Here is a 24079-nt window from a genome sequence, read left to right as displayed (position 1 = left end):
GAGTCGAAATACTAATCTATGACCATACATCCTGATGCAATTTATGCGATATTAGCTGCCATTCTTTTTGGCTTGGCAACCCCCGTCGCCAAGCTTTTGATTAGTGATGTTTCACCACAAATGCTCGCCGGTTTATTGTATGCAGGTAGTGGACTTGGCCTTTTTCTGCTGTATGGCTTCACTCGATTATTTCAACGCGATAATCATGAGCGCCTGCCTATCCAGGCACCGGATTTACCATGGTTATTAGGTGCAATAGTATGTGGAGGTGTGCTTGGACCAGTCTTACTTATGCAAGGATTGCTATCCACACCTGCTTCGATGGCGTCACTATTACTCAATCTTGAAAGCGTCCTGACTGCACTACTAGCCTGGTTCATATTCAAGGAGCATTTTGATCGTCGTATCTTGATTGGGATGGCCAGTATTGTATGTGGCAGCTTGTTGTTATCATGGCCTAAGCATTTGAATACTGCTTTTCCTTGGGGTGCGGTGGCGATCGCAGGAGCCTGTGCGTGTTGGGCAATTGACAACAATCTCACGAGAAAAATATCGGCCAATGATGCTCTACAAATTGCTTGTATCAAAGGTTTGGTAGCTGGTTTTGTGAATCTGGCAATCGCATTAAGCCTTGGTAAAGCATTGCCTGATTTTTCTGCGGGAGTAAGTGCGGCTATTATCGGCTTCTTGGGTTACGGAGTCAGCCTGGTATTGTTTGTCATTTCTTTGCGCCACATTGGTACGGCCAGGACAGGAGCATATTTTTCTGCTGCTCCCTTTGCTGGCGTAATCTGTTCTTTTCTATTACTACATGAGCAGCCAGATGGCTTGTTCTGGGCAGCAATGGTCTTGATGATCATCGGTGTATGGCTTCATTTAACCGAACATCATGCTCACCTACATTATCACAGGGAATTACGTCATCAACATATTCACTCTCATGACGAACACCATCAACATACACATGATTTTGATTGGGATGGATCGGAGCCTCATGTGCACCCGCATGAACATATGGCATTAAGTCACAGTCACCAGCATTTCCCTGATTTGCATCACCAACATAAGCATTAATTTTTGTGGGATATACCCTTCCCAAGACCAAGTTATGCTCATGTCACTCGGCCAGCTTATGGTTTCATTTCCGTCTCGTGGCAATTTTATGCTTCTCTCAAGCGAGTGATAATTATCTCAATTAAGTTTGAATGAGCCTTTTCTAAAATATTATCGTAAGATGTATGGTGAGAACCCTAAAAAACATTAGATCGTCAAAAATTTGAAGAATATAATAATTCTCATAATTTTACTCGCTGATCCAGTTGTATTTTTGATCCGCACGCTTATTGATTCACTAGATCTAGCGCTATCAAAAGTCAAAAATCGTGTTTTGGTTTTCCTACAAATTACATATTTATGCCTTTTGCCTTTACTCATTAGTAGATTCAGAGTCGGGGTGATGTCTTTTGAAGAAGTTTGCCCAACCTGGAAAGTGATTCAGAATAAGCGTACCAAAAATCAGGCAGGCGGTTAGGCAAGCGAGCAGATACATACCGAAGGCACTCGCCATTCCAACAGCAGCCGTTGCCCACAATGTCGCAGCTGTGGTCAATCCTTGAATCCGGCCTCGTACCTGTAGGATAACTCCCGCTCCGATGAAACCCATACCTGAAACGACTTGCGCAGCGATTCGGGTGTCTACACCAGGAATGTGGTTGGATACGATGCTGAAGGCACAGGAGCCTACTGCAACTGCCATGTAGGTTCGAACGCCGGCATCTCGATTATGGCTTTCTCGTTCCCAGCCGATAAGGCCACCTAGCACGGCAGCCAGTAAAATGCGGAAGGTCAGCAATAGTTCGGTATCCCAATCCATTATCTGCCCCTCCACTTGTGCGGCCAGCTAGTTCGCTTTCCTTGGTTGTTGGAGTTGTTTGGCGCGTATTCTGAATGCATCAAAAGTCTCGTTTCGTCTAATTGATAAAGCAGAGCTACATTAACATTTCAATGGTGAGCAGCAAGATGAAGCCCAAGAAAAACATCGCTGTCTGGAAACTGGTTTCGGGTACTTCATGAGCCTCAACAAGCAATTCTTCTGTGACCAGATACAGCAGGGCAGCAAGGCTAAATGCTAAGATTGCATCCACTACGGTGTCACTCGCAAAAACGAGCAAGGCACTGCCGGCAAGTGCTCCGATGAGTAATATCAGAGAGAATCCGATAGACACCATGAGGGTGTTCTTGCGACTATTTCCGGCTTGAGCTAATGCTAATGCCCCTGACAATCCAAGAAATAGAACTTCAAGGGTAAGTGCTATGGTCAGCAGCAAGCCCTGCTTTTGGCCGGCAGCAAACCCTAACCCCACTAACAAACCATCCAAGGCCACATCAATGCCAAGAATTGCGATCAGGCTAGTTGGAGTAGTCGCGATACTGATTGTGTTTTGCCCTAATTTCTCGGCAAAGTGCTTAACTGCCAGCATGATCATCACCCCCAAGGTGAATCCAATTAGAGTAATCCAGGGAAGCTTTCGGTGCATTAGGTCCGGCAGGAGCTCAGTTGCTAGGGCGCAAAAAAGCAAGCCAGCAGCAAAGTGCTGTATAGCACTAACAGTCCCCGGTTTCAACGGCCGCCACAGCGCAATCAACCCTCCAAAGATTACGGCCAATGCAGGATAAAAAGCAAATGTGAGAATGCTAAACGCCGCCTGCATAGAAAGTTATCTCCTATCTAATTTAGTAATACATCCAGAGAATGATCATAGTTTTCGTTGTAAGTTTTAAAACAATAAGCTTTATTACCCAAACCCTAAGGTTAAATTACTCAGGTGAAGTTTGTTTCGGTTTGGCTTGTTTTCGAACCATCCCTCTAGCATGGGCAGCACCAGCCGCCTCGACTACACCATCCGGATTACCGTCTAAATCTAATCGGTTTGCTCCTTCTTTGCATGCTTGCCAGTAGCGTGAACTTTTACACCAAGTTTTAATAGCCAGCTGTAGGTCTTCCTTTGAAATGCCAATCTCTTCGGATCGTGCTTGAAGGTCTTCTAGAACCCCAATCTTCAAAGGTACTTTAGGTATCGGGTTTTTAGGGAATGCTTTGGGGTAAAACTTCTGAAGTTTGCCTATGATCAAAACCACAGGATCTACTCGAGCAGTGTTCTTGGGTTTAGCTGGCTTTGCTGGCTGCTTTTGTTTAATTTCTTCCGCAAGCTGCTTTTTGAGTTCGGCGAGTTTTTCTAGGCCCATGGTAATAAATGCGGTTGGTTGTTTTTCTTAAGACGAATTTTCTAACAGATAGTTATATACATGCAATCGATTTGAGAGGGGGTAACCGAACATCATGCTCACCTACATCATCACAGGGAATTACGTCATCAACATATTCACTCTCATGACGAACACCATCAACATACACATGATTTTGATTGGGATGGATCGGAGCCTCATATGCACCCGCATGAACATATGGCATTAAATCACAGTCACCAGCATTTCCCTGATTTACATCACCAGCATAAGCACTAGGGTTTGGTGGGACACACCCGAAGTTACATGCTACGAAGGTAGATGGTTTGCAAAACTTTAGCAACCTTACCAACTTATAGTGACGCTGAATCTTGAGGTAAGTTTCTGACGACAACAAATATTTCAACCCTCAAAATTTGGCCACATTGGACTTCAGCCGTTCTGTTTTAGAAATTATGATGTGTCTAGCAGAGCGGCTGAAGTCCAGTTACCCGATATCCAATAGCCCTGCAGATAAAAGGGCTTGGTAGGTTTTTAATATTTCCTCATCATTCAAGAGGTTGGCTGAATTCGCAATTAATTGTAACGAGGGATCATTTGCCGCATTCAGTCCCATGAGTTTTTGCCGCGCCACCTTTACACTCACTCCCTTCATTAGAGTATTCGCTAAATTGAAACTTGGCACCTTTGGTTCAACCTGCTTAGTATCTTTGGCACCTACTGTCTGGAGCGCTTTTAGATATGCTCTCTTCGCCATAAAGCCCTCACTCTTCGTAAAAGAGTCATTGTCTTCATCTAGTACCTCTCTATCAGGCAGCTTTATCACCTGATGTGATACCGCTTTAGCTATATTGAATAACTGCTCAATAGATTGCTTTGATTGTTTAGTCATAACGATTCCTGTAACCCTAACTTGTCATACTTACGCCTAATTGCCTTTAAGGCACTTGCATACTGTACGGGTGTTAATTCCATTAGCTTCTGTATTTCTGCGGGCTGCAAATTGTCCATTTGATAAGTCAAAATTTCCATGGACCTTTCATCCCCCTCAAATAACTGTTTGAGTGCTTGCAGTGTTTGGTTGGCAATCATCTCTTCTTCAGGTGTGCCAATCCTGCTGTCCAGCATATCCATCAGTTCTATAGCATCCTCACTATCTAATGGATGTATCGTGTTCTCCAAGGGGTCTGATTTACGCCTCTTAATAAAAGCATCCACAACACTTTCCATTGCATGATAAATAAAGACCTCCATCGGCAACTCTCTTCGACATCTCCGCCTACCCTCAAGAGCTCTGCAGATCACGATATGTAAAAGATCAGCACCCTCAATTGGCAAACCTCTGCATAGGTTATTTGCTGTCTTACCAAGCTTTATCCATTGAGCTTCAGTAAAAGCGTCAAAGCCTACCTTTATTTCAGATATGGTTAAAAAATCTTCTAAATTTTTATCGCTCAGCGCCAATTTATGTTCCATAGAATGTATGGCTCTAAAAACCCCAGTCGCAGACAAAAAAATATTCTTTTTTTAAATGTCTGAATGCCATCCTTTCGTAGCCCTTTCAATTATGCAGTATATGAATATAGTTTTTAACGGAGAACATCATGAGTGAAATTGAAAAAGAATCACAAGCAGACAAAGCAAAGGGCCACGAAATTACAATCATCGTAAATGCTACCCAGCATACAGTAGAAGACAAAGATCTAACCTATTTAGAGGTGGTTCAACTAGGCTTCCCTGGTGCGGTTGTTGGTAGCAATGTAATCTACACCGTCACATACAGAAAAGGCCCCTCCTCTAATCAACAAGGATCTATGGATGTTGGCGATACAGTTAAAGCAAAGAAAGGCATGGTATTCAATGTCACACCAACTGATAAATCATAGTCCCGACCTAAAAAGGTTACGTGATGAAGGATATGAGGTTCAAATAAAATCAGGCCACTTATTGATTTCAGGCGTACCTTATATTAACTCGAACCGAGAACTGAAGTATGGCACTTTGGTTTCGACCCTTCATCTTGCGGGCAATGTCACAACCAAGCCTGACACCCATGTGGGAATGTTTAAAGGTGACTACCCTTGCCACAAAGATGGGTCACCTATCGAAGGCTTTAGACACGCATCCCACAATCAAACCTTGGCAGAAGGTGTTGAAATAAACCATTCATTTTCTAGTAAACCTCGTGATGGCTTCGGCTATCCCAATTACTACGAAAAAATGAAACGCTATATCGACATCATTTCAGCACCAACTGGATTGAGTGCATGTACGTTTAAGACTATTGAATCGGTCGATTCTGAATCCGTTTTTCACTATCTAGACTCATGGTCTAGCAGAGCTGGTATTTCAACAATAAACGATAAATTCAAACATAAAAAGATCGCGATTATTGGGCTTGGCGGCACTGGATCATATGTATTGGATTTAGTAGCTAAAACACCTGTGGCTGAAATTCATTTATATGATGGCGATAAATTTCTACAGCACAATGCCTTTCGGGCGCCAGGTGCAGTTAGTCTTGAGCAGTTAAATGCACAAAGCTTCAAAGTAGATCACTTCAGAAGCATCTATTCAAATATGCATAAAAACATAATTGCGCATTCTGAATATCTCAATGAGTCCAACATCAATGAGTTACCTGACTTTGATTTCGTTTTCATATGCATTGATAAGGGAGAGATTAAAAAACTGCTTATCGCAAAACTTGAAGGTGACGGTACATCTTTTATAGATGTTGGAATTGGTGTGCAAGCAATAAACGATGCCTTAATTGCTACAGTACGTGTCACAACAAGCACCCAGACCAAACGTGACCACGTTGCTAGAAAAGTATCGCTCCATGACAGGGATGATGATGAGTATGCACAGAATATTCAGATCGCGGATTTGAACTCATTAAACGCATCACTTGCAGTCATTAAATGGAAAAAACTCAGTGGTTTTTACCATGATCACGAAAACGAGCATCATTCGACTTACACAGTCGATACAAACTTGTACTTAAGTGAATGTGAAAATGAAAACTAAATTTCTTAAACCAGAGTTCGTAGAGTTTATGCCTCCCTCTTTAGAAGAGGGAGTCATTTACGTTTCCATGGCGTATGGAACAGCGATTCATAGCTGTTGTTGTGGCTGCGGAGAAAAAGTCGTGACACCACTATCCCCCACTGACTGGAAGCTAATGTTTGACGGTGAGAATGTTTCGTTACATCCTTCAATCGGGAATTGGAGCTTTCCTTGTCAATCCCATTACTGGATCAAAAATGGCAGCATCAAATGGTCTGGGAAATTTACCAAAGAAGAAATCGACGAAGTAAGGAAAAGAGACAAATACGCAAAATCTCAGCACTACAAGGTTGCCGATATGCAAGAGAATCATCGTCCGAACTCTAACGCTCAGCCCGAGAAGATCGATCAGAATTTAATCATCACTCTTTTCAGAAAAATATCTCGCTTTTTTCAATAACCCTAAAAACAAGTTATCGCTCCAAACGAATAACTTGTTCTTACTGAAAATTCTTCGAACTGATCCAAACTCATCGAATTTGTTGCGCTTGTTACAAAAAAGATACATTTTTCTAAAAGATTATTAGCGGAATCTTTTAAAGATCGAATAAACATCTGCCTAAAATGCAAATGAACGCACTTCTTAGCCGATATCTTCCAAAATCCACCTTAACTACACCAATAATCTTCCGCACGCGCCATAAGGCAACGCCTAAAGATTAAGCGCCATTCGCAGCCATCGAAGTCATCGCATTCACAAGGTCCCGTTATTGACAACCAAAATTGTCAAAGAGATAATTTGCAAACAATATAGATACTTAAGTCGAGATTGATAGCAATCTCTATTTTTTTGCGTGATTATTTAATAACAACAAGAAACCTTTATCTCATCTAAGGTTTCAAATTAAAACATAGTTATTAAACTTTACAGATTAAGCGTCGTTATCATGCTTAAATATTGGAGTTAACCATGTCTAATCTAGGTTTATTCGTTCTTGAAGTAGCAAAGAGTGAAAGCAAAACCGTTCCGATGCCTGAAGATAAAGCACAGGAAATTCGAAACAATCTTTCTAATCAGATTTCGACCAAAATTGAAGAAATTCGTAATGAACAAAGACGAGCTGTAGAAGAGTCATTAAATATTACAGTCTTTTGATTTTTATTGGATAATAGAGCCGTCATAGGACGGCTTTTTTATGGATCCAAGAATAACAATTCACAATATCACGGACTATAATTCTCTTCTGAGTATTGTATATTCAGAACTTGAGTCCATTTCACGCCGTAAACCTCAACAATCTGTTGACACTCAGAATCCATTACTAAAATGCTGTGAAGCGCTTTTTCAGGCTGGCGCAATAACCATAATGGCTCAACACAAAGTGCTTGATCCAGATTTTCTAGCAGAATATAGCTCGTACTACAGCAAGCAATTCAATGAAGTCAGTCGCTACTGTACAAGACTGCACTTCTTCAAAGAGTCTAAAGCCACCGAGTTAACCCAACTGGAATATATTGACTCGACACCACCTGAACATTATTTAGGTTTTATTACTCTCAGACCAGTTATTACGAGTCCAGTAGGTGCGACAATCTTAAGCTCAGAAGTCGTACCTGGATTTATACGAAGCGCCGATAAATTTCCTGTGCATATTATGGGCAGAGAATTGTCTGTCTTCGGAACACCATTTATGCAGCAAGATAATGCTGTAGGCGCATGTGCTCAAGCCTCCATTTGGATGGCCCTAAGAACACTCCGTAAACGGGAAGGTGATCGAGCTCACGATCCCGCACAAATTACAGATGCTGCTACTCGCTATAACGCCAACGGACGTATCAAACCGAATCGCCAAGGATTAACTCAGATTCAAATGATGGAAGCGATTAGGTCAGCAGGTTATTCTCCACATTCTATTTGGTTAGGGCAGTGGCATAACCAAAGCCTAGATGCCATGAATCCTGCTGATGTTCAAACAGCAAAACGAACTATCCACCCATACATTGAATCTGAAATACCAGTCGTTTTACTACTAATCCATAAAATTGGCGGACATGCAGTTGTTGCAGTTGGCCATACATGGAATGCCAACACCACAGAATTCCAGACGGTAGAGGTCTCAAATTCAGCAAGCCTAGATTTAAGGTTAGTACATGCTTCGAGTTGGATTCCAGACTTCATTATCAATAATGATAATTCTGGTCCATACATGCCGTTTCCTTCTTCATCTGGAGGTGGCACAGGTTACTCAATGGAACAAATGGTGTACGCATTGCCATTGTTACCAGCTGATGTTTTCATGTCTGGTGAGGAGGCGTTAAGTATTGGTTTAACTGTCGTTTCAGATATATATGAAGGCTTTGCTACCGCTGCAGATAAAGAAGCACTCGAACTGTCCGCATCAGATATTGCTATTAGAGTTCTATTAGTTGAAAAACGGAAACTCAGAACCTGGGCAACAACAACAACTATGCCAAAAGAGCTGCAAGACGAACTTAGGACGATGCATCTTCCTAAGCGAGTATGGATACTTGAGCTACACTTAAAAGCTGTTTACGGTGCCCACGATAAAGAAAACATAGTCCCTAGTTTAGTAGCATTCGCGTTAATCGACCCAACGGGCGACACAGTTGCGAACTCCATATTAATGTTCTATCTAAACAAAAACTATCCCTTAGATATCATCGAGGTTGGCACATTCCTTCAGTTCCAAGATGGCTTGGTGAAGTCGGGCACTCAAACCACTGATAACACTCCTTTGGAGCCAATCAGGGGCCGGACGCCCTAATGATCATTTAATGTAGCAAAGACTTCTTCAAAATATGCAGCAAGATACATGCGAATGTATAACGACAGATCGTAAATAATTGGAAGCTCTATGCCACATAATCAAAGCTCCAGGCAATAGAAGTTTGCAACTGCTATCAGTTAGGATGTGAGAGTGAAATCATTTCATAATGGTTACTCTTCAAATCTTTTAAGATCCGCCATAATCCTAGAAATCAAATCTAACGCAGAATTATCTTTGTCAGTTGATAAGTAAGTCTGAAACAATAAAGAGACGGGATGCAGACCAACGACTTCAGACAATTCATCTAACTTTTCCAAACTAATTGAAACCTTACCCCGCTCAATATAGCTAATGTAAGACCTTGAGCTAACCTGCTCAAAATCGTCTTGTACCAACTTCGCACTCTTTCTTGCTTTTGCGAAAGTTTTCCCAAATGCTTGTTTAATATCCACAGCAAACTTCCAGTCAAAAGGAAGCTTGAATATTTGCTTACCGACCAATATATAACCACGCAATATATTGGTCATTTAGGAGTGGGCCATGTATTTATACTATTAATGGCAAGCTGTTATATTTAAAGAATTAGTATATCTTTGAATAACATACTGAGATAATGAACGATATATTGTTCATAATATTGTGTTTGACCTCATGTTCATTGCCAACAAAGACAACTTCATTCCTTCATTTTGGGAGGATTCATTTAACTTCTCTGGTGTGGAACTTATTTCGTTTTCGCCCTGGTTTATGTGCGAGGTACCTCAATTTGAAAAGGGCTCTGTGGAGGCGACTTTCAGATCGACTCACCTAATTGGTGATGTAATTAATCTTCATCATTTTGCAAGCATGAATGAGATTGAGAAGACTTACATTGTAACCCCAGCTAATTTGAATAAGACTGAAAGCTGGTCTATTCAAAGGCTGAGGTCGATTTCAAAAGCGATCTACCAAATTGAAGATTACGCGAATATTATTTACCGATTTGAAACTGAAATCGGTAAGTTTTTAGATTACGATCTTGGTGGGTTTGGTGGAGATTTACTAAATCTTAAATTCGATACAATCTTAAAGTTCAGCTAAGTGGTTATTAGTGCGCTCAATCTTCTACACGCCTTAAGGGAACAAAAATGAAGAAAGTCCCAATCAAAACTGGATCTGATGCAGACTTTTTCAAAAGAGGGGTTCTCATTTCTAGAGCGTTAGATGCAAGTAAGCCAGCCCCCAGTAAACTAATTCTAACGTTTGAAGATCCAAGTGACCTTATAAAACTAATTTCCGGTGCAAGATTAAATTTATTCAGAGCTATCAAGAAAGAACCTGGGTCAATTACTGCTCTAGCAAAAAGACTTAAGCGAAATAGAAGCACTGTAAAGCGCGATATTGATGCTATGCAAGCTGCAGGCATGATCATCGTAACAGAAAAAGTCCACCCGGGTCTCAGGCGTATTAAAGTGGTATGCGCTGTTGTCGAACAAGTGACCCTTGAATGCAGATTCACATGAAAGCGCACTCTACGCAAATAACTATACATTTTGAAAGCGACACTGAGACCTCAGTTAGCTTGGAAACAGCTAATGCGCTCATGACAATCACTGGTACAACATCTATTGAAGCGTTGATTCAGTTAGTACTCATTAGCTTAAGAAATTCGTTAAAAATTGCATACTCTTCTGATCACGGCCTGCCAACTGCCGATCAATTGGCGGCAATAGCCCGATTATCCCCACAAGATCTGGAGCTCAAATTAATTTCAAGTTTGTTTAATGAGTCTTCAGAAGATCAACAAATAAACACTGATCAAACAGATCTCGCCATGTTGATATCAATGGTTACCGAAGAAAATAAGCACGCTAAAATTGACCTTTAAGAGAGCGTTGGCAGAGAAAATCAGTAAGTTTTATCTTCCATCACGAGCTGATCCGGATTACTGTCGACCGCATTCAGGAGTTTCCAGTTAATTCGCATACAACAAAAAAGTAGTGGCTTATCAAGATATGGACTACATTTATTGTAAAGCATGGTAAAAAGCAAAATACCTGAATTTGATCGCAAAGTGTTGGAAGTGCTGCGTGAACCCTTGGAAAGTGGACATATCACCATCTCTCGGGCTGCCAGGCAAGCGACTTTTCCAGCCCAATTCCAACTGATTGCAGCCATGAACCCTTGCCCTTGTGGCTATTACGGCCATTACAACCAGCGCTGCCGCTGCACTCCGGAACAGATTCTTCGTTACAAAAACAAACTTTCGGGCCCCCTATTGGACCGCATTGACATGAATATAGAGGTCCCTGCGCTTAAGCCGGAAGAAATCAGCCATCCTCATCCTGGTGAAAGCAGCATGAGCATGCGCTCCAGAGTGGAGCTTGCCAGACAGCGACAACTGCAACGCCAGCAAAAAACGAATGCGGCATTGGGCCCAATGGAAATTTCTGCCTTTTGCCAATTGAGTGAACAGGCCAACCACCTGTTACAGACGGCCTTACAAAAGTTCTCGCTTTCGGCCCGCAGCTATCACCGCATCCTGAAAGTGGGCAGGACTATTGCCGACCTGGCTGACTCGCCACATATTAGCGATGCACACATTGCGGAAGCGCTACAATATCGGCGTTATGACTATTGAGGAACATACCATGCACTTATACGATGTCAGCATCGCCCCGTTGATACGCAATTTGGAAAATCTCAGGCATATTTTGCAACAGGGCGAAGAGTATGCAGAGCAGAAAAAAGTTGCGCCAGAAGTTCTCTTGAATAGCCGGCTGTTTGTTGACATGTATCCTCTGATCAAACAGGTACAACTTGTCAGCGATATGAGCAAAGGAGCCGGTGCCAGGTTGGCAAGCCTTGAAATTCCGCAATATGCAGACGATGAAACCAGCTTTGAAATGCTGTATGCGCGTATAGATAAAACAGTAGAGTTTTTGATGCAGATTCAGCCTGCACAGCTTGAAGGCGCTGCAAGCAAAGAGGTGGTATTGACGATCCGCAAAGTGGATTTAACGTTTAGCGGCCTTGATTACCTGGAGAAATGGGCAATGCCCAATGTGTATTTTCACACGACAACCGCCTACAACATCCTGCGTCATCTAGGTGTGCCACTGGGCAAAACTGATTATCTGGGTCAAAAGAGATAATTTGTTACGAACGCTTACGCCAGTAGGCAGGTAATTTCCCTTTCGACTGCAACATGGCATCCCGACGCAACGTCTCAAATGCCTCGCTCTCCGAGATGCCTTGCTCACGCGCAATATCAGGCACCCGCTTACTTGTCTCGCTGACCCAGACAGGATTTTCCTGATAGCCTCTATCCTGCATACAACGATCCAGCACGCGTGACTGCCTGGCCGCCTTTTCCAGCTTTTGGAAAGGGAGTGCCTCAGGCAATTCTGCCGCGGCCTTGGTGGCAATCAGATCGCACTGGTTAATCGCCTGCCCCATGTCAGTTTGCTGATTACCCGGCTCCACTTCGGTCAGGCATTGCCAATACCACACACCCGCAGATCCAAGTAGCACCACTACCAGCACCACGATCACTTGTGAACGTTTCATCAGGCCATCCTTAATCTAAGGTAAGTAATTGCTTCATTAAAGCGTCATACAGACTGGTTAACATAGATTTAATCAAGTCGCCACGAATAAAAGAAATACATCATTTAAGAATGGAGCCAACATGACGTTAATACCATTATATCCGTTAGTGAATAAAGGAAGAATCATGAACGAATGGTCAGACGAGCCACTGCCCTACAGCGTACCAGAATTAATGACAGCACAAGACATTATGTACTTGGCTGAGGACATTACAGCGGACAATAATATCCAGTCGATTTACAAACCAGCCGAACTTTCCCTGGAAGTGGTGTAATTGTGTATACGACACCAGGACTATTTGCGCAAGCCAGTTACTAACCGCAACTAGACAGTCCCGCATTGTCTGCCTAAAATAAAGCCTCGACCATCATTTGACAGGAGGCAACCATGTTTTTAGGCGCGGTAGGCATCTATACTCTGATTGGCGTCGTCGTCGCAATTTGCGTCATCTTGTATGTATTTGCAAAAAAGGTGAAGTAGTCTTCATGCAATGAATCCAGCAATAAAAAAGCCCCGATCGGGGCTTTTTTATTGCTACTGTATCAACTCATGCCAACTCTGTTTGGTGCCATAGCTGCCATTATCCTTTTGTTTAAAGATGACCGTTGACTTGTTAGTGGCCGACAGCCCGAATACCTGCTCATCCAGACTGAGTTGCTGTGGGGTAGGATCATTACTGCCAGTCACCACCACATGGGGCACACCATTACCATCGTAGACAATGTTGTAACCAACGGCCGGGGTAATCATGCGTTCGGACACAATACCACTGGGGAGCAAGGAGCCTCCCTTTTTATAGTTAAAGAAGTTGAACCAACCATAGCCTGCGCCACTACAAGCCTCACTACTGGGCACCATGGTTGGCATCATTAGCGCACCATTCAATAACAGGGGGTCGAGGTTGACGCGCTCGCCTGCAGGGAAATCCAGCACCCAGCCATAACCGGTATCGAAGTTAACCGTGCCAGTCGAGGTCACCTGCCGATCCCCACTGATGGTTTGCAATACCAGCTGGCTGCGGCTGATGGCTGTGGTTTGACCATTATCCTTAAAAGCGTAAGCTGAGTTTAATGGCATATTGGTTAAATCGGACAGCTCCAGGAACTTACCGGTCCCCACCATCACGACAATATTACTGTTCACTTTGCCCAGCTCTGGTTGCGTGGTGACTTTTTGCGATGTACCGCCGCCATCGCGTAAGGATGCAATCTTGGTCACCGCGTTGGTGTTGATATTAAAGCGCCAGATATTGCCATTCAAATCTCCGCCATAGACATTGAGTGCGGTATTGTTTTCAAACATTTGGTCGGCAAAGGCAGAGATTCTCGCCAAACCGCTTGGCGCCGCTGCGCTGCCCTCCCCGGTAGACAAAGTCTTGAGCAGGCTGCCAGTATTAGCGTCCAGCACATACAAATAGCCACCACCATCCCCAGCCGGGTTATTGTTCACATAAGTACCATCGCTTAGTTTTCTGGCGTAGGTTCCATTGTTATATCCAGAGGTCAGCAGTACCACCCAACGACCATCTTGCATTTTGGTGACTACGGGGTTGCCAAAGGTATAGCCTAAGCTACTGTTTGCACCGGATGGTTGCGCGTAGAACTCCCACAATAATACTGGCGACTCCGGGGTTGTCACATCAATCGCAAAATAGCCGCGTCCACCACCATTCAGACCAGATACAAGGATGGTTTTCCAGACGGCGCTGGAGCCCGAACAACCGGAAATACACACATCAGCCACAACCGGGCTGCCATTAACGAAATTGGTGTGGTAATTAGCGCCATATTCTTTATCAGCCAGATTGGCCAGATTAGGAATCACTGGTGTCGGTATAAAAGCCCACATTTCAAGCCCTGTAGTGGCATTGAATGCATGCAACATACCATCATTAGCGCCTACATAGACCGCTGGAGTACGGGTTGCAGTATTTGTTTTATACGTTTTGTAATTGGCATCCAGATAACCAGCATTTGATGTTTTGAAATAGGCTGGACGGGATTGCGAAATGTCTCCCAATACCGCCTGGCGCTCACGAAACAGCCGGTTATCCGACACTGTATTCGTACTGGTATCCTCATAGGTTTTATTTCCCTTAAGATAATCCACCAGCTTAACCACTTTATTGGCATCCGTAATCTTCGGGTCCGTCGCCTGCAATCCCTGCATCTGGCTTAATGCCAGATATCCATTGGATAAAGCAGTAGTATGCTGCGCTGGCAAATTGCCAGCATTAAACGGTACCAACGCATTATTACCGTTAAAATAGATATTTCTAGACCCAAGCTGGCCGCGCAGTTTACCTGTACAGCTGCTGGCAATCGGCACATAACATGAAGCCGGTTCGCTAAAGTTCAATGCAGGTGAGGATCCTAGTGAACCTTTCGCCGCGTCACAGTCCGTCTGGCTCGAATTTGTGGTTTTGCAATACAAGTTTCCATCCGGCCCTGAATAAGAAACTGCAGGCTTTGTACAAGACTCTGCTGCTACATTTTCCACACACCACACTGCCGTTTGAGACGTTTGCAAAGAATTCACATTGACAGTCCGCGATTCCAGATTGCCTATCCACTTCACAGACTGGTAACTGGCCACATACTGAAAATTATCCCCAGTAGTCGGTGCCAGGCTACTGGCTGCAGCTGCAGCGGCTGCGCCTTGCAGGGACTTGATCTCGGACAACCCTTTTGCCAGGGAGTCCCGTAACAGTTTTGGGTTACTGGCACTGTAATAGGTGCCTCCCGCATTCACGGCAGCATGCCACAAATCATCTATTCGCGTGCCGTCTTCATTGGCAGTCGGGTCAGGCCAGTTTTTTGTCCCATTGGTGAGATCTTTAAAGTCCCCCAATATCTGCGTTTTGTAGTCATCGGTATAGACCAGTGTGCCATCAATACCCAACCCCAGGGTCAAGGTCACCATGTTTTGCTTGGGATAATCATTGGAGCTACCACATACTGAAGCACCCAAGGCCCCGGTACAATTTGAGAATGTGCCATCACGGATATCCGTATCGTAGTAATACATGGCCGTATCCGCTAGGGTATTGGACTTACTGCTACTGTCGAACTGGGGCCTGGGTGTCGTGCCACTATCCAGATTGCCAATCGAGCTGCCATTAATTCGAACCGGCGTGCTGGAATCATTCCAGTAGCCATCGGTGGTCAGCAATGTGAAATTGGATTGACAGGCATATTGTACAGGGTCATCAGAGCCCCATATTTTTTTCCCGGCATACTGACGTCCCACATTGGCCAATGCTGTACGCAAAGGCGTACTACCACTTGGGGAAACCGCAAACAACTTTTGGTACCAGGACTGCTTCTGGCTGCTATCAAAGGTGCCTATCGCCAGATAATTGGAACTAGAGCTATTAATGGTCACCAACCCAACTCGATAGCGCGAGTCCAGTGATTTAAATGCTTGGCTGGCAGCTGTTTTCATGGATTGAATACGGGTGCGATAATACGCCCACCAGTTAGCAAAATTGGTCATTTCTTCTGTATAGGTGCAGATCGTTGGACTGGCGCAATCCGCCCTGTCATTGCCTTTTACGGTTTTGCCTGGCGCGGTATAACTATCAATCGTGTTGACAATACTGACGTAAACCATGCTGCCAGGAATATCACTCGTGGTGTTGGTGGCCAGTTGCGCCGTATAGTTTCCGCCTGTCATTGTCACCTGGATGGGCGAAGCGGGATTGATCGGTTCACCAGCATAAGTAACAATAGTAAGCACGTTAGAACTGCGGGTCACCGTATTGCTGGCCAATTTACAATTACCACTCAGGCTGCTGCTTCTGCACATGGCCGAAAGTACATCAGAAGCCAAGTTAGAACTGTTGTCAAAAAAATTAGCCGACACAGTCCCGGATAACAGTTCCATATTATTAATCTTGATACTTTGTACTGAGGCATTGCTACTGGTTTTGTTCAGGGTCAGCGTATAGGTCGAAACCGGCCTGCGCAGATTGGTGTAAGTATTCCCAGTGTCATTAACCGTCGTACTGGCGTTGCGGATTTTCTGACAGCGCTGCGAGGTCGTCAGTGTACGCCTGGTGGCAGCCGTGCCTGAATTACACCAACGGATAGGCGCAGGATAAATGTACTCGCCGGTAGCTACCTTAGAGATCACGCAACTTGTCAGCCCAGGGGTTGAACAATACTCTCCCGGCACAAAAGCATAATAATAAGCAGATGACCTGAGGTCAGACGAACCGTTTTTGGTTTGTCCCTGGTCATTCACCTCATTGGCGACCGCATTAAAGCTCGTCTGGTTGGACATACTGACGCCGAGGTAATTGAGCGGGGGACTATATTGCACCTCAGGATTGTAGTACTGTGTATTGTAGTCTGAGTTTGCGAACAGCCAGTCTGAGGAAGAGTTGGCCCAGTCTGGCGCATAATCCCAGGCCATACTGCCAGAGTTGTCCAGTACAAACATCAGGTTCGGCTTGACATCCGAACTTCCTGAAGTTTGCAATGGCACGGTGGCGAGGTCCAAAAACTCGGCCTGCAACGCGCCAGGCAACAATATACACAAACAAAGAAGTTTTTTTATCCAGTGCTGAGTTGTCATCATGCCACCTGCCTAGTTGGAGACAAACGATTGCATAAACGTAAGGGTATTTTTAGGCCCGGCGATACGCAGCGTAATACGATACAAAGGCGAATCTGAGCTAGCGACACAAGGCTTGAAAAACTCAAGATTGGCGATGTTATGCGAACAGTTCTCTCCATTACTAGGAGAGCTAGCCATCATGCAACGCGTGGCATCACTCTGCGCATTCCCGCCATTGATTTCTGCATCGCTGTAGTTGCACATCCGCTCAACCACATAGCGAATTTCGTTGCCCTGACGATCAACCCCGTTGCGGATTTCATCGTTGCCGTCTGTTTGATTAGGCGCAAGGCTACTGTTAGCGTCGTTCCAGGTCATCGTGGTTAATTGATTCCCATCGCATACCAATGCATCAGGTTGCGTATCAAATTGGCTGCAATTAGCGTAATAACCTTGCTCCGGGTGATGACTGAGGCTGTCAGCCAACGTCACACTGTTAGCGACCCTTTGGGCAATACCTTCCAATGCCACATTGGAAGCTGTACTTGCAGACTGGCGGTATACCATGTTGCCAGACAATAAAGCATTGGTATCCACACTCCGAATCAATGCCACTGCAGCGATCGACATGACGGCTAAGGCCAGCAAGGCAAAAAACAATACAATGCCACGCTGGCGGCTGAAAGCAGCCTGCATTTCTATTGTGAATAAATGGCTATAACGCATCACGGTTCCAGATGATATTTCTGAGCGGGATAGTGGCTTCAAACGTACGGTAACGGTAACGCTGCCAATTAGGTATGCTACTTAAATCCACATTCGCAGGCGTTGCGTCAGCTTGCCAGATACACACCTTGCTTACACCGACGGCTGCACCATTGCATGCCTGACTGACCACGCCCTTTTGCAAGTTTCCGTCCCTGGCAATCACGGAGACCCGGATGGCACGAATACGGTTCCTATCCAGCAAGGCGATGGAAGGCCCATAAGTCCCTGTCGCATCCACCCATTGGTCAACACGGTTTAAATAGGCCGCAGCTGTTGCGTTGCTTGCACTGGGGTCTATGGTATTGGTAACACCATATTGGGCCTGCAATGCCACGATATCGCTCGCCACCGGTACCGCAGTGCTATTGGGGAATGGCGCGGCGCCTGGGGTACCGCCGGTTCGGGTGAGTTCCATAGCCTCATTCACGCTATATTCATATTGATTCCATACGCCCAAACACGAGAAGCGCACTTGGTTGGCACCATTTAAAATGGATACCGGACTTGCAGTCGGCGGTGTATTAATTTCAGAAAGCGTATTAATGGTTCGGTCAGCGCGTAGTGATTGTAGGCGTCCCAGGCTGCAATTGGGATTAGCCGGTGTCTGATGGAACAACACCACATCATTTTCCTGGCAACCAATGAGTCGTCCATCCAGAGTAGGCGCAATCATGGTTCCAGTTGCTCTCAGAGAAGCGCCACCGCTGGCAGGATTACCATAGCGGATACGCACAATATCATTACCCGTGCCGCCATCGACAATGATGACAGGAGACAGATTGATGACTACACCCGCCTGGTTGATAGAAGTATCGATCGGGCATAGCAGCGGCGAGGGATCGCTGCTGTTATAGAGTGGCAAGCCATAGCCTGCATTTTGCGCATCGCGCTGCATATAATACATGGCCAGCACGCCACTGGATTGCGCATCAGCGCCACCCGCAATCATGCGCTTGCGTGCTTCAAAACCACTGAACAGGTTACTGATCGCCAATGTTGCGATCAAGCCGATCAACAGGCCAACCAATAGCTCGACCAGACTTAAGCCAGCCTGAAAGCGGGCCCGGCGTATCGTTAAGAAAATGATGGCAGGCTTAGTTGTCATGGCATCACATCAAACAGATAACTTGAGGCATTGACCTGGTGAGGGTTGCCGCCTGGCACCTGCCAGCCCACAGTAACCGTCACCATGGTATTGGTCAATGCCGAAAAAGTCAGCGTGCCATTAGGCAACTGCGACTTGATTTTGTCTTTATCCACCTGAGTAATATAGTTGGCTGCATCTCCCCCATAAGCCATCATATTGGCGATATGCGTTTGTGCAATCAGTTGTGCCTCCGCACGATAGCGGTTATCGCTGCTATTTTTGATCATGGCACTTTGCAAACCTACCAGGGCCAGAACGCCCATACTAAAAATCACCAGCGCGACCAGTGACTCAATCAATACCGATCCTTTTTGGACGGTGTTTGGTAACCTGTTTTCGTGTCTTGAACGATTTAACATGCTCTGGGATCTCCTTCAGTGGTCACAGAAGGGTCACATACTTTGACATTCCCACCGGCCGCCAACACGACACGTAATGCTTTACGCTCCTCAGCTTTTACTTGCGTATTGGTGATATTGACCACTGACAATCCGACCGGTGTCGCTGGATCACGTGTGCCAAAACTGCTGAACACCGCCGTGTAATTATCTGCCGACACGGCAGTGTTACTAGAGGCGCCTTCAGTCGCACTTTTCTGCGTAATCAATGCAGGGCACCCTGTTGCCTCTGTCACGCAACCCACTTGCCATGCACTATTAGTCTGCAGCGTGAATCTCACCCGGGCATTACGTTTGATGGACTCTACCCTGGCCTGCTGCAGACCATCACGGATAGATTCAGCGACAGTACGAATTTGCGCATTGCCAATCGCCGTTTGAAAGGCTGGAATCGCGATGGTAGAAACAGCCACTAGCACCACCATAGTGACCACAAGCTCTACCAAAGTGAATCCCTTTTGCCGCATGCTTAACAGCTACCTGAAGAAGAAGTGAGCCAACATGTACCCCCCGCTGTACCATCAAACGTAGAAGTTTTGGCGTTATCCTGATTCACAGTAAACGAAAAATTACCCATATTCTGACCGGATTTACCGGTGGCTTTTAAGGTATAAGTGGTCGCTGACTGGTTCTCAATGCTGTAATCAAAAAATTTGGCATCACTGGGGACACAGGCAAACCCCACATAAGTGAAATTGTCCTGATAAAACTGTTCGGCCTGCACACGGCAATTGGCCAGGTTAGCTGGCGCTTCCGCGGCATTACCGCTTTTGACGTAATCCTGGTAGCCTGGTAAGGCAATACTTGCCAAGATGCCCATAATCGCCACCACGACCATGACTTCTATCAGGCTGAATCCGTACTGATTTGAGCACTTCATTATCAAACCCCTTTTTAGATAGCCTTATCATGCAAACAGGCGGCTGTCATGTCCAGCATCGGCCGACCAATGGTCAGGATTGCCCGACAAACGGTCAAACCACTAAACCGCCCAGTCACTGGCGCCATGAGCGACTGCAGGTTTAATGGTAAAATGGCACCCAATTTACATTGGACTGTGAACATGTTTTCCTTCTATACGAGATTATTGGCGCTTGCCCTGCTATTGGCACAATTGAGTGCCTGTGGTCTCAAAGGGGACCTGTATATTCCTGAGCGCCAATACCCTCAAACGCCTCAACAAGATAAGTCTTCATCGTGACAGCTTTTTCAATCCAACAAGGCCTACTACATGCCGAGAATGTAGCCCTGCGTGACATTGCACAAACGCATCAAACGCCCACTTACGTCTATTCACGAGCCGACTTGACCACTGCTTTCGAGCGTTTTAAGGCTGGCCTGACTGGGCATGACCATTTGATCTGCTTTGCTGTCAAAGCCAACCCAAGCCTGGCCATTCTCAACCTGTTTGCGCGATTGGGGGCAGGCTTTGATATTGTGTCCGGTGGTGAGCTGGCACGCGTCCTGGCCGCGGGTGGCGATCCGAAAAAAGTGGTGTTTTCTGGTGTGGGCAAATCCCATGCGGAAATCAAAGCCGCGCTTGAAGCGGGCATTCTCTGCTTCAACGTGGAATCAGTGAATGAGCTAGACCGCATCCAGCAGGTGGCGGCCAGCCTGGGCAAAAAAGCGCCTATTTCCCTGCGCGTGAACCCCAATGTGGATGCCAAAACCCATCCCTATATTTCCACCGGCCTCAAAAACAATAAATTTGGTGTGGCATTTGAAGATGCCTTGGGCCTGTATGAAAAAGCGGCGCAACTGCCAAACATTGACATACATGGCGTCGATTGCCATATCGGCTCGCAAATCACTGAGCTGTCACCTTTCCTCGATGCCTTGGATAAAGTATTGGGCCTGGTAGATGCATTGGCTGCCAAAGGCATTCATATCCAGCATATTGATGTGGGTGGCGGGGTTGGCATTACTTACAGCGACGAAACGCCACCAGACTTTGCAGCCTACACTGCAGCGATTCTTAAAAAGCTGGCAGGCAGGAATGTAAAAGTGCTGTTTGAGCCCGGCCGCGCCCTGGTGGGTAACGCCGGTGTGCTGCTGACCAAGGTCGAATATCTGAAACCTGGCGAAACCAAAAACTTTGCGATTGTCGATGCCGCCATGAACGACCTCATGCGCCCGGCTTTGTATGATGCTTTCCACAACATTACGACCATTGCCCCTTCTGCAGCCCCCGCACAACTCTATGAAATCGTTGGCCCGGTGTGTGAAAGTGGCGACTTTTTGGGCCACGACCGTAGCCTGGCGATTGCTGAAGGCGACTACCTGGCGATTCACTCAGCAGGGGCTTATGGCATGAGCATGGCCAGCAATTACAACACGCGTGCGCGTGCGGCAGAAGTGCTGGTGGACGGGGATCAGGTGCATGTGATCCGTGAACGTGAACAGATTGCCGACCTGTTTAAACTGGAACGTACGCTGCCATAAGATTCAAGCAACCAATAAAAAACCGAAGCCGTTAAGCTTCGGTTTTTTATTTTTAGTAATCCCTTTAATCAAAGATCACCGTCTTGTTCGCATAGAGCAAAATTCTATGCTCAATATGCCAGCGTACCGCTTTTGATAATACGACCCGCTCCAGGTCACGACCTTTCTGAATCAGGTCTTCCACCTGGTCGCGGTGTGAAATGCGCGCCAAGTCCTGCTCAATAATCGGCCCCTCATCCAACACCTCTGTCACATAATGGCTGGTCGCACCTATCAGTTTCACGCCACGCTCAAACGCACGGTGATAAGGACGTGCGCCGATAAAGGCCGGCAGGAATGAGTGGTGGATGTTGATAATCCGCTGCGGATACCGTGCGACAAAATCCGGTGACAGAATCTGCATGTATCGCGCCAGCACAATCAGATCAATCTTGTGTTGGTCAAACAAGGCAAACTGCTGTGCTTCAACTTCAGCCTTGGTTTCCTTGGTCATCGGCAGGTAGTGAAACGGGATGCCATAAAACTGCGCCAGCTTCTCGGTGTCACGGTGATTACTGATAATCAGTGGGATCTCGCACGCCAGTTCGCCGCTATGATGTCGATGCAACAAGTCGACCAGACAATGGTCATATTGCGAGACCATGATGGCCATACGTGTTTTTTGCTCAGACAGTTTGAGTTGCCAGGTCATGTCAAAACGTTGTGCCACCGGCCCAAACGCCTGTTCAAAATCGGCCACGGCTACATTGAAATTAGTCAGGTCCCACTCTACGCGCATCAAAAACAGATTATTTTCCGCATCCTGATGCTGGTCTGCGTGTAAAATATTGGCATTGTGCTCATACAAAAATTGCGCAATCGCCGCCACAATTCCTTTGGTATCGGGGCAGGTAATCAGCAAGGTAGCAGTGTTTTTCATAACTGATGGTTATTGTTAGCGACAAAACGCAGATTATACCTGATGCCTGCCAGACCTTGTGGCTCACTGCACATAATGCAGCACTCTCCTTCACGGAATGGATTATGCAAACAAACGCTTTACCGAATATCGTATTGGCCAACCCGCGCGGATTTTGCGCTGGGGTAGATCGTGCCATCATTATTGTCGAGCAGGCGCTGGAAAAATTTGGCGCGCCCATTTATGTTCGCAATGAGGTTGTCCACAATAAATTCGTCGTGGGGCAACTACGCGAAAAAGGCGCCATTTTTGTCGACGAGCTGGAAAAAATTCCAGCAGGCAGCATTGTCATTTTCAGCGCACACGGCGTCTCCAAAGCGGTACGCGCAGAGGCAGAGTCGCGTGGGCTGACTGCCTTTGATGCCACCTGCCCACTGGTGACCAAGGTGCATATCGAAGTGGCCAAGATGCGCAAAGACGGCCTGGAAATCATCATGATAGGTCATAAAGGCCACCCCGAGGTAGAAGGCACCATGGGCCAATCGGAAGCTGGCGGCATATACCTGGTGGAAACCCCGGAAGATGTCACCGCCTTGCAAGTCGCAGACCCTGAAAAACTCGCCTACGTGACACAAACCACACTCTCCGTAGACGATGCCACGCAAGTCATCAATGCTTTGAAAGACCGCTTCCCGAATATTAAAGCCCCTAAAAGCGATGATATTTGTTATGCCACGCAAAACCGCCAGGACGCAGTCAAAATCATGGCTAAGGACTGCGATCTCGTCATTATTGTCGGCTCACCCAACAGCTCAAACTCTAACCGCCTGCGTGAAGTCGCAAAAAACCAGGGGGTGGAAGCCTATATGGTTGATAATGCCAGCCACTTGAAAGCAGAGTGGTTACAAGGCAAACAAAAAATTGGCATCTCGGCTGGTGCCTCTGCGCCCGAAGTACTTGTTAAAGAGGTGATTGCTGCCTTGCAAACCATGGGCGCTGCACAGGTTGAAGAACTGCAAGGGGTGGTTGAAAACGTGGTGTTCCAACTGCCGAAAAACCTGGTTAACGCCGAAAAACGCAAGCAAGGCTAGCCGTTAATATTGTTGGCAAAAAAAACCCAAGCTCGAGAGCTTGGGGCAAGCAATATCCTCGGGAAAGGATAATCGGGGAAAGATGCTTCTTGTTGTGGTTATATGCAGTTGCTTCAATACTTAAGTGATGGAGATTGCAT

30 protein-coding genes are annotated in these 24079 nt (G+C 45.9%); 15 read left to right on the top strand and 15 right to left on the bottom strand.

The genetic code is table 11. The annotated features are described in order from the left end of the window. Positions 1 to 18: 18 nt before the first annotated feature. Positions 19 to 1074, top strand: a complete 1056-nt coding sequence (locus ACJ67_RS00795; RefSeq protein WP_049637478.1) for a DMT family transporter — start codon at positions 19 to 21, stop codon at positions 1072 to 1074. A gap of 352 nt (positions 1075 to 1426) precedes the next feature. Here ACJ67_RS00795 and ACJ67_RS00790 read toward each other — a convergent pair whose 3' ends face one another. The 5 genes from ACJ67_RS00790 to ACJ67_RS00770 all read right to left on the bottom strand — a co-directional run bounded on the left by ACJ67_RS00790 (position 1427) and on the right by ACJ67_RS00770 (position 4722). After that, positions 1427 to 1873: an MgtC/SapB family protein gene (locus ACJ67_RS00790; RefSeq protein ID WP_231587210.1), complete on the bottom strand. Its 447-nt coding sequence runs from the start codon at positions 1871 to 1873 to the stop codon at positions 1427 to 1429. Between the two features lie 115 nt (positions 1874 to 1988). After that, positions 1989 to 2711, bottom strand: a complete 723-nt coding sequence (locus ACJ67_RS00785) for a ZIP family metal transporter (RefSeq protein WP_019880938.1) — start codon at positions 2709 to 2711, stop codon at positions 1989 to 1991. Positions 2712 to 2817: 106 nt separating this feature from the next. Then, on the bottom strand, positions 2818 to 3246 hold the full coding sequence (locus ACJ67_RS00780) for a ProQ/FinO family protein (protein WP_019880937.1): 429 nt from the start codon (positions 3244 to 3246) through the stop codon (positions 2818 to 2820). A 487-nt stretch (positions 3247 to 3733) separates the two neighbouring features. Further along, complete coding sequence (locus ACJ67_RS00775) at positions 3734 to 4138, bottom strand: hypothetical protein (protein ID WP_019880936.1); 405 nt, start codon at positions 4136 to 4138, stop codon at positions 3734 to 3736. Then, positions 4135 to 4722 carry a sigma-70 family RNA polymerase sigma factor gene (locus ACJ67_RS00770; protein ID WP_019880933.1) on the bottom strand — a complete coding sequence of 196 codons (588 nt, stop codon included), beginning with the start codon at positions 4720 to 4722 and terminating at the stop codon, positions 4135 to 4137. The genes ACJ67_RS00775 and ACJ67_RS00770 overlap by 4 nt, the downstream gene beginning before the upstream one ends. A 128-nt stretch (positions 4723 to 4850) precedes the next feature. Between ACJ67_RS00770 and ACJ67_RS00765 the strand changes: the two genes are divergently transcribed. From ACJ67_RS00765 to ACJ67_RS00745, 5 genes are all read left to right on the top strand, one after another. Continuing rightward, complete coding sequence (locus ACJ67_RS00765) at positions 4851 to 5132, top strand: multiubiquitin domain-containing protein (protein ID WP_019880932.1); 282 nt, start codon at positions 4851 to 4853, stop codon at positions 5130 to 5132. Beyond that, positions 5107 to 6276 carry a ThiF family adenylyltransferase gene (locus ACJ67_RS00760; RefSeq protein WP_019880931.1) on the top strand — a complete coding sequence of 390 codons (1170 nt, stop codon included), beginning with the start codon at positions 5107 to 5109 and terminating at the stop codon, positions 6274 to 6276. The genes ACJ67_RS00765 and ACJ67_RS00760 overlap by 26 nt, the downstream gene beginning before the upstream one ends. Next, positions 6266 to 6715, top strand: a complete 450-nt coding sequence (locus tag ACJ67_RS00755; RefSeq protein ID WP_019880930.1) for a DUF6527 family protein — start codon at positions 6266 to 6268, stop codon at positions 6713 to 6715. The genes ACJ67_RS00760 and ACJ67_RS00755 overlap by 11 nt, the downstream gene beginning before the upstream one ends. A 510-nt stretch (positions 6716 to 7225) precedes the next feature. Next, entirely contained in the window at positions 7226 to 7411 is a 186-nt protein-coding gene (locus ACJ67_RS00750) for a hypothetical protein (protein WP_019880929.1), read from the top strand. A 40-nt stretch (positions 7412 to 7451) separates the two neighbouring features. Further along, complete coding sequence (locus ACJ67_RS00745; RefSeq protein ID WP_019880928.1) at positions 7452 to 9041, top strand: hypothetical protein; 1590 nt, start codon at positions 7452 to 7454, stop codon at positions 9039 to 9041. Between the two features lie 173 nt (positions 9042 to 9214). On the opposite strand, the gene ACJ67_RS00740 is transcribed toward ACJ67_RS00745, so the two are convergent. Further along, positions 9215 to 9571: a helix-turn-helix domain-containing protein gene (locus ACJ67_RS00740; protein ID WP_019880927.1), complete on the bottom strand. Its 357-nt coding sequence runs from the start codon at positions 9569 to 9571 to the stop codon at positions 9215 to 9217. Between the two features lie 124 nt (positions 9572 to 9695). Between ACJ67_RS00740 and ACJ67_RS00735 the strand changes: the two genes are divergently transcribed. From ACJ67_RS00735 to ACJ67_RS00715, 5 genes are all read left to right on the top strand, one after another. Continuing rightward, a complete protein-coding gene (locus tag ACJ67_RS00735) occupies positions 9696 to 10124 on the top strand; it encodes a hypothetical protein (RefSeq protein ID WP_019880926.1) in 429 nt (142 codons plus the stop codon). A 47-nt stretch (positions 10125 to 10171) separates the two neighbouring features. Then, a complete protein-coding gene (locus ACJ67_RS00730) occupies positions 10172 to 10546 on the top strand; it encodes an HTH domain-containing protein (RefSeq protein WP_019880925.1) in 375 nt (124 codons plus the stop codon). Beyond that, complete coding sequence (locus ACJ67_RS00725; protein WP_019880923.1) at positions 10543 to 10911, top strand: hypothetical protein; 369 nt, start codon at positions 10543 to 10545, stop codon at positions 10909 to 10911. Before ACJ67_RS00730 ends, ACJ67_RS00725 begins: the two co-directional genes overlap by 4 nt. A gap of 150 nt (positions 10912 to 11061) precedes the next feature. Continuing rightward, on the top strand, positions 11062 to 11664 hold the full coding sequence (locus tag ACJ67_RS00720) for an ATP-binding protein (RefSeq protein ID WP_053092870.1): 603 nt from the start codon (positions 11062 to 11064) through the stop codon (positions 11662 to 11664). Between the two features lie 10 nt (positions 11665 to 11674). After that, the gene (locus tag ACJ67_RS00715) at positions 11675 to 12178 is read left to right on the top strand and encodes a DUF1993 family protein (protein ID WP_049639691.1); all 504 of its coding nucleotides are present in this window, start codon (positions 11675 to 11677) and stop codon (positions 12176 to 12178) included. Positions 12179 to 12182: 4 nt separating this feature from the next. Here ACJ67_RS00715 and ACJ67_RS00710 read toward each other — a convergent pair whose 3' ends face one another. Next, positions 12183 to 12593, bottom strand: coding sequence for a hypothetical protein (locus tag ACJ67_RS00710; RefSeq protein ID WP_049637477.1), 411 nt, complete (start codon positions 12591 to 12593; stop codon positions 12183 to 12185). Positions 12594 to 12759: 166 nt separating this feature from the next. Here ACJ67_RS00710 and ACJ67_RS14905 point away from each other — a divergent pair, with 166 nt between their 5' ends. Continuing rightward, positions 12760 to 12909, top strand: a complete 150-nt coding sequence (locus ACJ67_RS14905; protein WP_018986944.1) for a hypothetical protein — start codon at positions 12760 to 12762, stop codon at positions 12907 to 12909. Positions 12910 to 13169: 260 nt separating this feature from the next. Here the strand turns inward: ACJ67_RS14905 and ACJ67_RS00705 are convergent, their stop codons facing one another. The 7 genes from ACJ67_RS00705 to ACJ67_RS14770 are packed head-to-tail and all read right to left on the bottom strand — an operon-like array spanning position 13170 to position 20573. Further along, on the bottom strand, positions 13170 to 17216 hold the full coding sequence (locus tag ACJ67_RS00705) for a pilus assembly protein (protein ID WP_231587209.1): 4047 nt from the start codon (positions 17214 to 17216) through the stop codon (positions 13170 to 13172). Between the two features lie 9 nt (positions 17217 to 17225). Then, a complete protein-coding gene (locus ACJ67_RS00700) occupies positions 17226 to 17921 on the bottom strand; it encodes a pilus assembly PilX N-terminal domain-containing protein (protein WP_049637476.1) in 696 nt (231 codons plus the stop codon). Continuing rightward, entirely contained in the window at positions 17911 to 19068 is a 1158-nt protein-coding gene (locus tag ACJ67_RS00695; RefSeq protein WP_049637475.1) for a PilW family protein, read from the bottom strand. The genes ACJ67_RS00700 and ACJ67_RS00695 overlap by 11 nt, the downstream gene beginning before the upstream one ends. Continuing rightward, positions 19065 to 19469 carry a hypothetical protein gene (locus tag ACJ67_RS00690; RefSeq protein WP_049637474.1) on the bottom strand — a complete coding sequence of 135 codons (405 nt, stop codon included), beginning with the start codon at positions 19467 to 19469 and terminating at the stop codon, positions 19065 to 19067. The genes ACJ67_RS00695 and ACJ67_RS00690 overlap by 4 nt, the downstream gene beginning before the upstream one ends. Then, positions 19463 to 19975, bottom strand: coding sequence for a GspH/FimT family protein (locus ACJ67_RS00685; protein WP_049637473.1), 513 nt, complete (start codon positions 19973 to 19975; stop codon positions 19463 to 19465). The genes ACJ67_RS00690 and ACJ67_RS00685 overlap by 7 nt, the downstream gene beginning before the upstream one ends. 2 nt (positions 19976 to 19977) lie before the next feature. Next, complete coding sequence (locus tag ACJ67_RS00680; RefSeq protein WP_049637472.1) at positions 19978 to 20388, bottom strand: type IV pilin protein; 411 nt, start codon at positions 20386 to 20388, stop codon at positions 19978 to 19980. Positions 20389 to 20402: 14 nt separating this feature from the next. After that, positions 20403 to 20573, bottom strand: coding sequence for a hypothetical protein (locus ACJ67_RS14770; protein ID WP_156171615.1), 171 nt, complete (start codon positions 20571 to 20573; stop codon positions 20403 to 20405). Between ACJ67_RS14770 and ACJ67_RS15210 the strand changes: the two genes are divergently transcribed. Continuing rightward, positions 20515 to 20709 carry a lipoprotein gene (locus ACJ67_RS15210; RefSeq protein ID WP_369799108.1) on the top strand — a complete coding sequence of 65 codons (195 nt, stop codon included), beginning with the start codon at positions 20515 to 20517 and terminating at the stop codon, positions 20707 to 20709. The genes ACJ67_RS14770 and ACJ67_RS15210 overlap by 59 nt on opposite strands. After that, positions 20706 to 21950 (top strand): diaminopimelate decarboxylase, encoded by a 1245-nt coding sequence (gene lysA / locus ACJ67_RS00670; protein WP_049637470.1) that lies wholly within the window; start codon positions 20706 to 20708, stop codon positions 21948 to 21950. The genes ACJ67_RS15210 and lysA overlap by 4 nt, the downstream gene beginning before the upstream one ends. Positions 21951 to 22014: 64 nt before the next feature. Here lysA and purU read toward each other — a convergent pair whose 3' ends face one another. After that, positions 22015 to 22869, bottom strand: a complete 855-nt coding sequence (gene purU, locus ACJ67_RS00665; RefSeq protein ID WP_018986955.1) for a formyltetrahydrofolate deformylase — start codon at positions 22867 to 22869, stop codon at positions 22015 to 22017. Positions 22870 to 22973: 104 nt separating this feature from the next. On the opposite strand from purU, the gene ispH reads away from it, so the two are divergent. Next, complete coding sequence (gene ispH / locus ACJ67_RS00660) at positions 22974 to 23939, top strand: 4-hydroxy-3-methylbut-2-enyl diphosphate reductase (protein ID WP_049639689.1); 966 nt, start codon at positions 22974 to 22976, stop codon at positions 23937 to 23939. Positions 23940 to 24079 lie beyond the last annotated feature (140 nt).

Origin of the sequence: Methylophilus sp. TWE2 (genome assembly GCF_001183865.1) — a bacterium.
Taxonomy (GTDB): Bacteria; Pseudomonadota; Gammaproteobacteria; order Burkholderiales; family Methylophilaceae; genus Methylophilus.
This window is presented reverse-complemented; position numbering and strand designations above follow the sequence as displayed.

Bases quoted from the DNA above. Each gene is read 5' to 3' on its own strand.
- ACJ67_RS00790 (WP_231587210.1), bottom strand. From the start codon at position 1,873: ATGGATTGGGATACCGAACTATTGCTGACCTTCCGCATTTTACTGGCT.
- ACJ67_RS00690 (WP_049637474.1), bottom strand. From the start codon at position 19,469: ATGTTAAATCGTTCAAGACACGAAAACAGGTTACCAAACACCGTCCAA.
- ACJ67_RS00755 (WP_019880930.1), top strand. From the start codon at position 6,266: ATGAAAACTAAATTTCTTAAACCAGAGTTCGTAGAGTTTATGCCTCCC.
- ACJ67_RS15210 (WP_369799108.1), top strand. From the start codon at position 20,515: ATGAGCGACTGCAGGTTTAATGGTAAAATGGCACCCAATTTACATTGG.
- ACJ67_RS00700 (WP_049637476.1), bottom strand. From the start codon at position 17,921: ATGCGTTATAGCCATTTATTCACAATAGAAATGCAGGCTGCTTTCAGC.
- ispH (WP_049639689.1), top strand. From the start codon at position 22,974: ATGCAAACAAACGCTTTACCGAATATCGTATTGGCCAACCCGCGCGGA.
- ACJ67_RS00760 (WP_019880931.1), top strand. From the start codon at position 5,107: ATGTCACACCAACTGATAAATCATAGTCCCGACCTAAAAAGGTTACGT.
- ACJ67_RS00695 (WP_049637475.1), bottom strand. From the start codon at position 19,068: ATGACAACTAAGCCTGCCATCATTTTCTTAACGATACGCCGGGCCCGC.
- ACJ67_RS00680 (WP_049637472.1), bottom strand. From the start codon at position 20,388: ATGAAGTGCTCAAATCAGTACGGATTCAGCCTGATAGAAGTCATGGTC.
- ACJ67_RS14905 (WP_018986944.1), top strand. From the start codon at position 12,760: ATGAACGAATGGTCAGACGAGCCACTGCCCTACAGCGTACCAGAATTA.
- ACJ67_RS00725 (WP_019880923.1), top strand. From the start codon at position 10,543: ATGAAAGCGCACTCTACGCAAATAACTATACATTTTGAAAGCGACACT.
- ACJ67_RS00780 (WP_019880937.1), bottom strand. From the start codon at position 3,246: ATGGGCCTAGAAAAACTCGCCGAACTCAAAAAGCAGCTTGCGGAAGAA.
- ACJ67_RS00740 (WP_019880927.1), bottom strand. From the start codon at position 9,571: ATGACCAATATATTGCGTGGTTATATATTGGTCGGTAAGCAAATATTC.
- purU (WP_018986955.1), bottom strand. From the start codon at position 22,869: ATGAAAAACACTGCTACCTTGCTGATTACCTGCCCCGATACCAAAGGA.
- ACJ67_RS00685 (WP_049637473.1), bottom strand. From the start codon at position 19,975: ATGCGGCAAAAGGGATTCACTTTGGTAGAGCTTGTGGTCACTATGGTG.
- ACJ67_RS00765 (WP_019880932.1), top strand. From the start codon at position 4,851: ATGAGTGAAATTGAAAAAGAATCACAAGCAGACAAAGCAAAGGGCCAC.
- ACJ67_RS00750 (WP_019880929.1), top strand. From the start codon at position 7,226: ATGTCTAATCTAGGTTTATTCGTTCTTGAAGTAGCAAAGAGTGAAAGC.
- ACJ67_RS00715 (WP_049639691.1), top strand. From the start codon at position 11,675: ATGCACTTATACGATGTCAGCATCGCCCCGTTGATACGCAATTTGGAA.
- ACJ67_RS00745 (WP_019880928.1), top strand. From the start codon at position 7,452: ATGGATCCAAGAATAACAATTCACAATATCACGGACTATAATTCTCTT.
- ACJ67_RS00785 (WP_019880938.1), bottom strand. From the start codon at position 2,711: ATGCAGGCGGCGTTTAGCATTCTCACATTTGCTTTTTATCCTGCATTG.
- ACJ67_RS00710 (WP_049637477.1), bottom strand. From the start codon at position 12,593: ATGAAACGTTCACAAGTGATCGTGGTGCTGGTAGTGGTGCTACTTGGA.
- ACJ67_RS00795 (WP_049637478.1), top strand. From the start codon at position 19: ATGACCATACATCCTGATGCAATTTATGCGATATTAGCTGCCATTCTT.
- ACJ67_RS00775 (WP_019880936.1), bottom strand. From the start codon at position 4,138: ATGACTAAACAATCAAAGCAATCTATTGAGCAGTTATTCAATATAGCT.
- ACJ67_RS00720 (WP_053092870.1), top strand. From the start codon at position 11,062: ATGGTAAAAAGCAAAATACCTGAATTTGATCGCAAAGTGTTGGAAGTG.
- ACJ67_RS14770 (WP_156171615.1), bottom strand. From the start codon at position 20,573: ATGTTCACAGTCCAATGTAAATTGGGTGCCATTTTACCATTAAACCTG.
- ACJ67_RS00705 (WP_231587209.1), bottom strand. From the start codon at position 17,216: ATGATGACAACTCAGCACTGGATAAAAAAACTTCTTTGTTTGTGTATA.
- ACJ67_RS00735 (WP_019880926.1), top strand. From the start codon at position 9,696: ATGTTCATTGCCAACAAAGACAACTTCATTCCTTCATTTTGGGAGGAT.
- ACJ67_RS00770 (WP_019880933.1), bottom strand. From the start codon at position 4,722: ATGGAACATAAATTGGCGCTGAGCGATAAAAATTTAGAAGATTTTTTA.
- ACJ67_RS00730 (WP_019880925.1), top strand. From the start codon at position 10,172: ATGAAGAAAGTCCCAATCAAAACTGGATCTGATGCAGACTTTTTCAAA.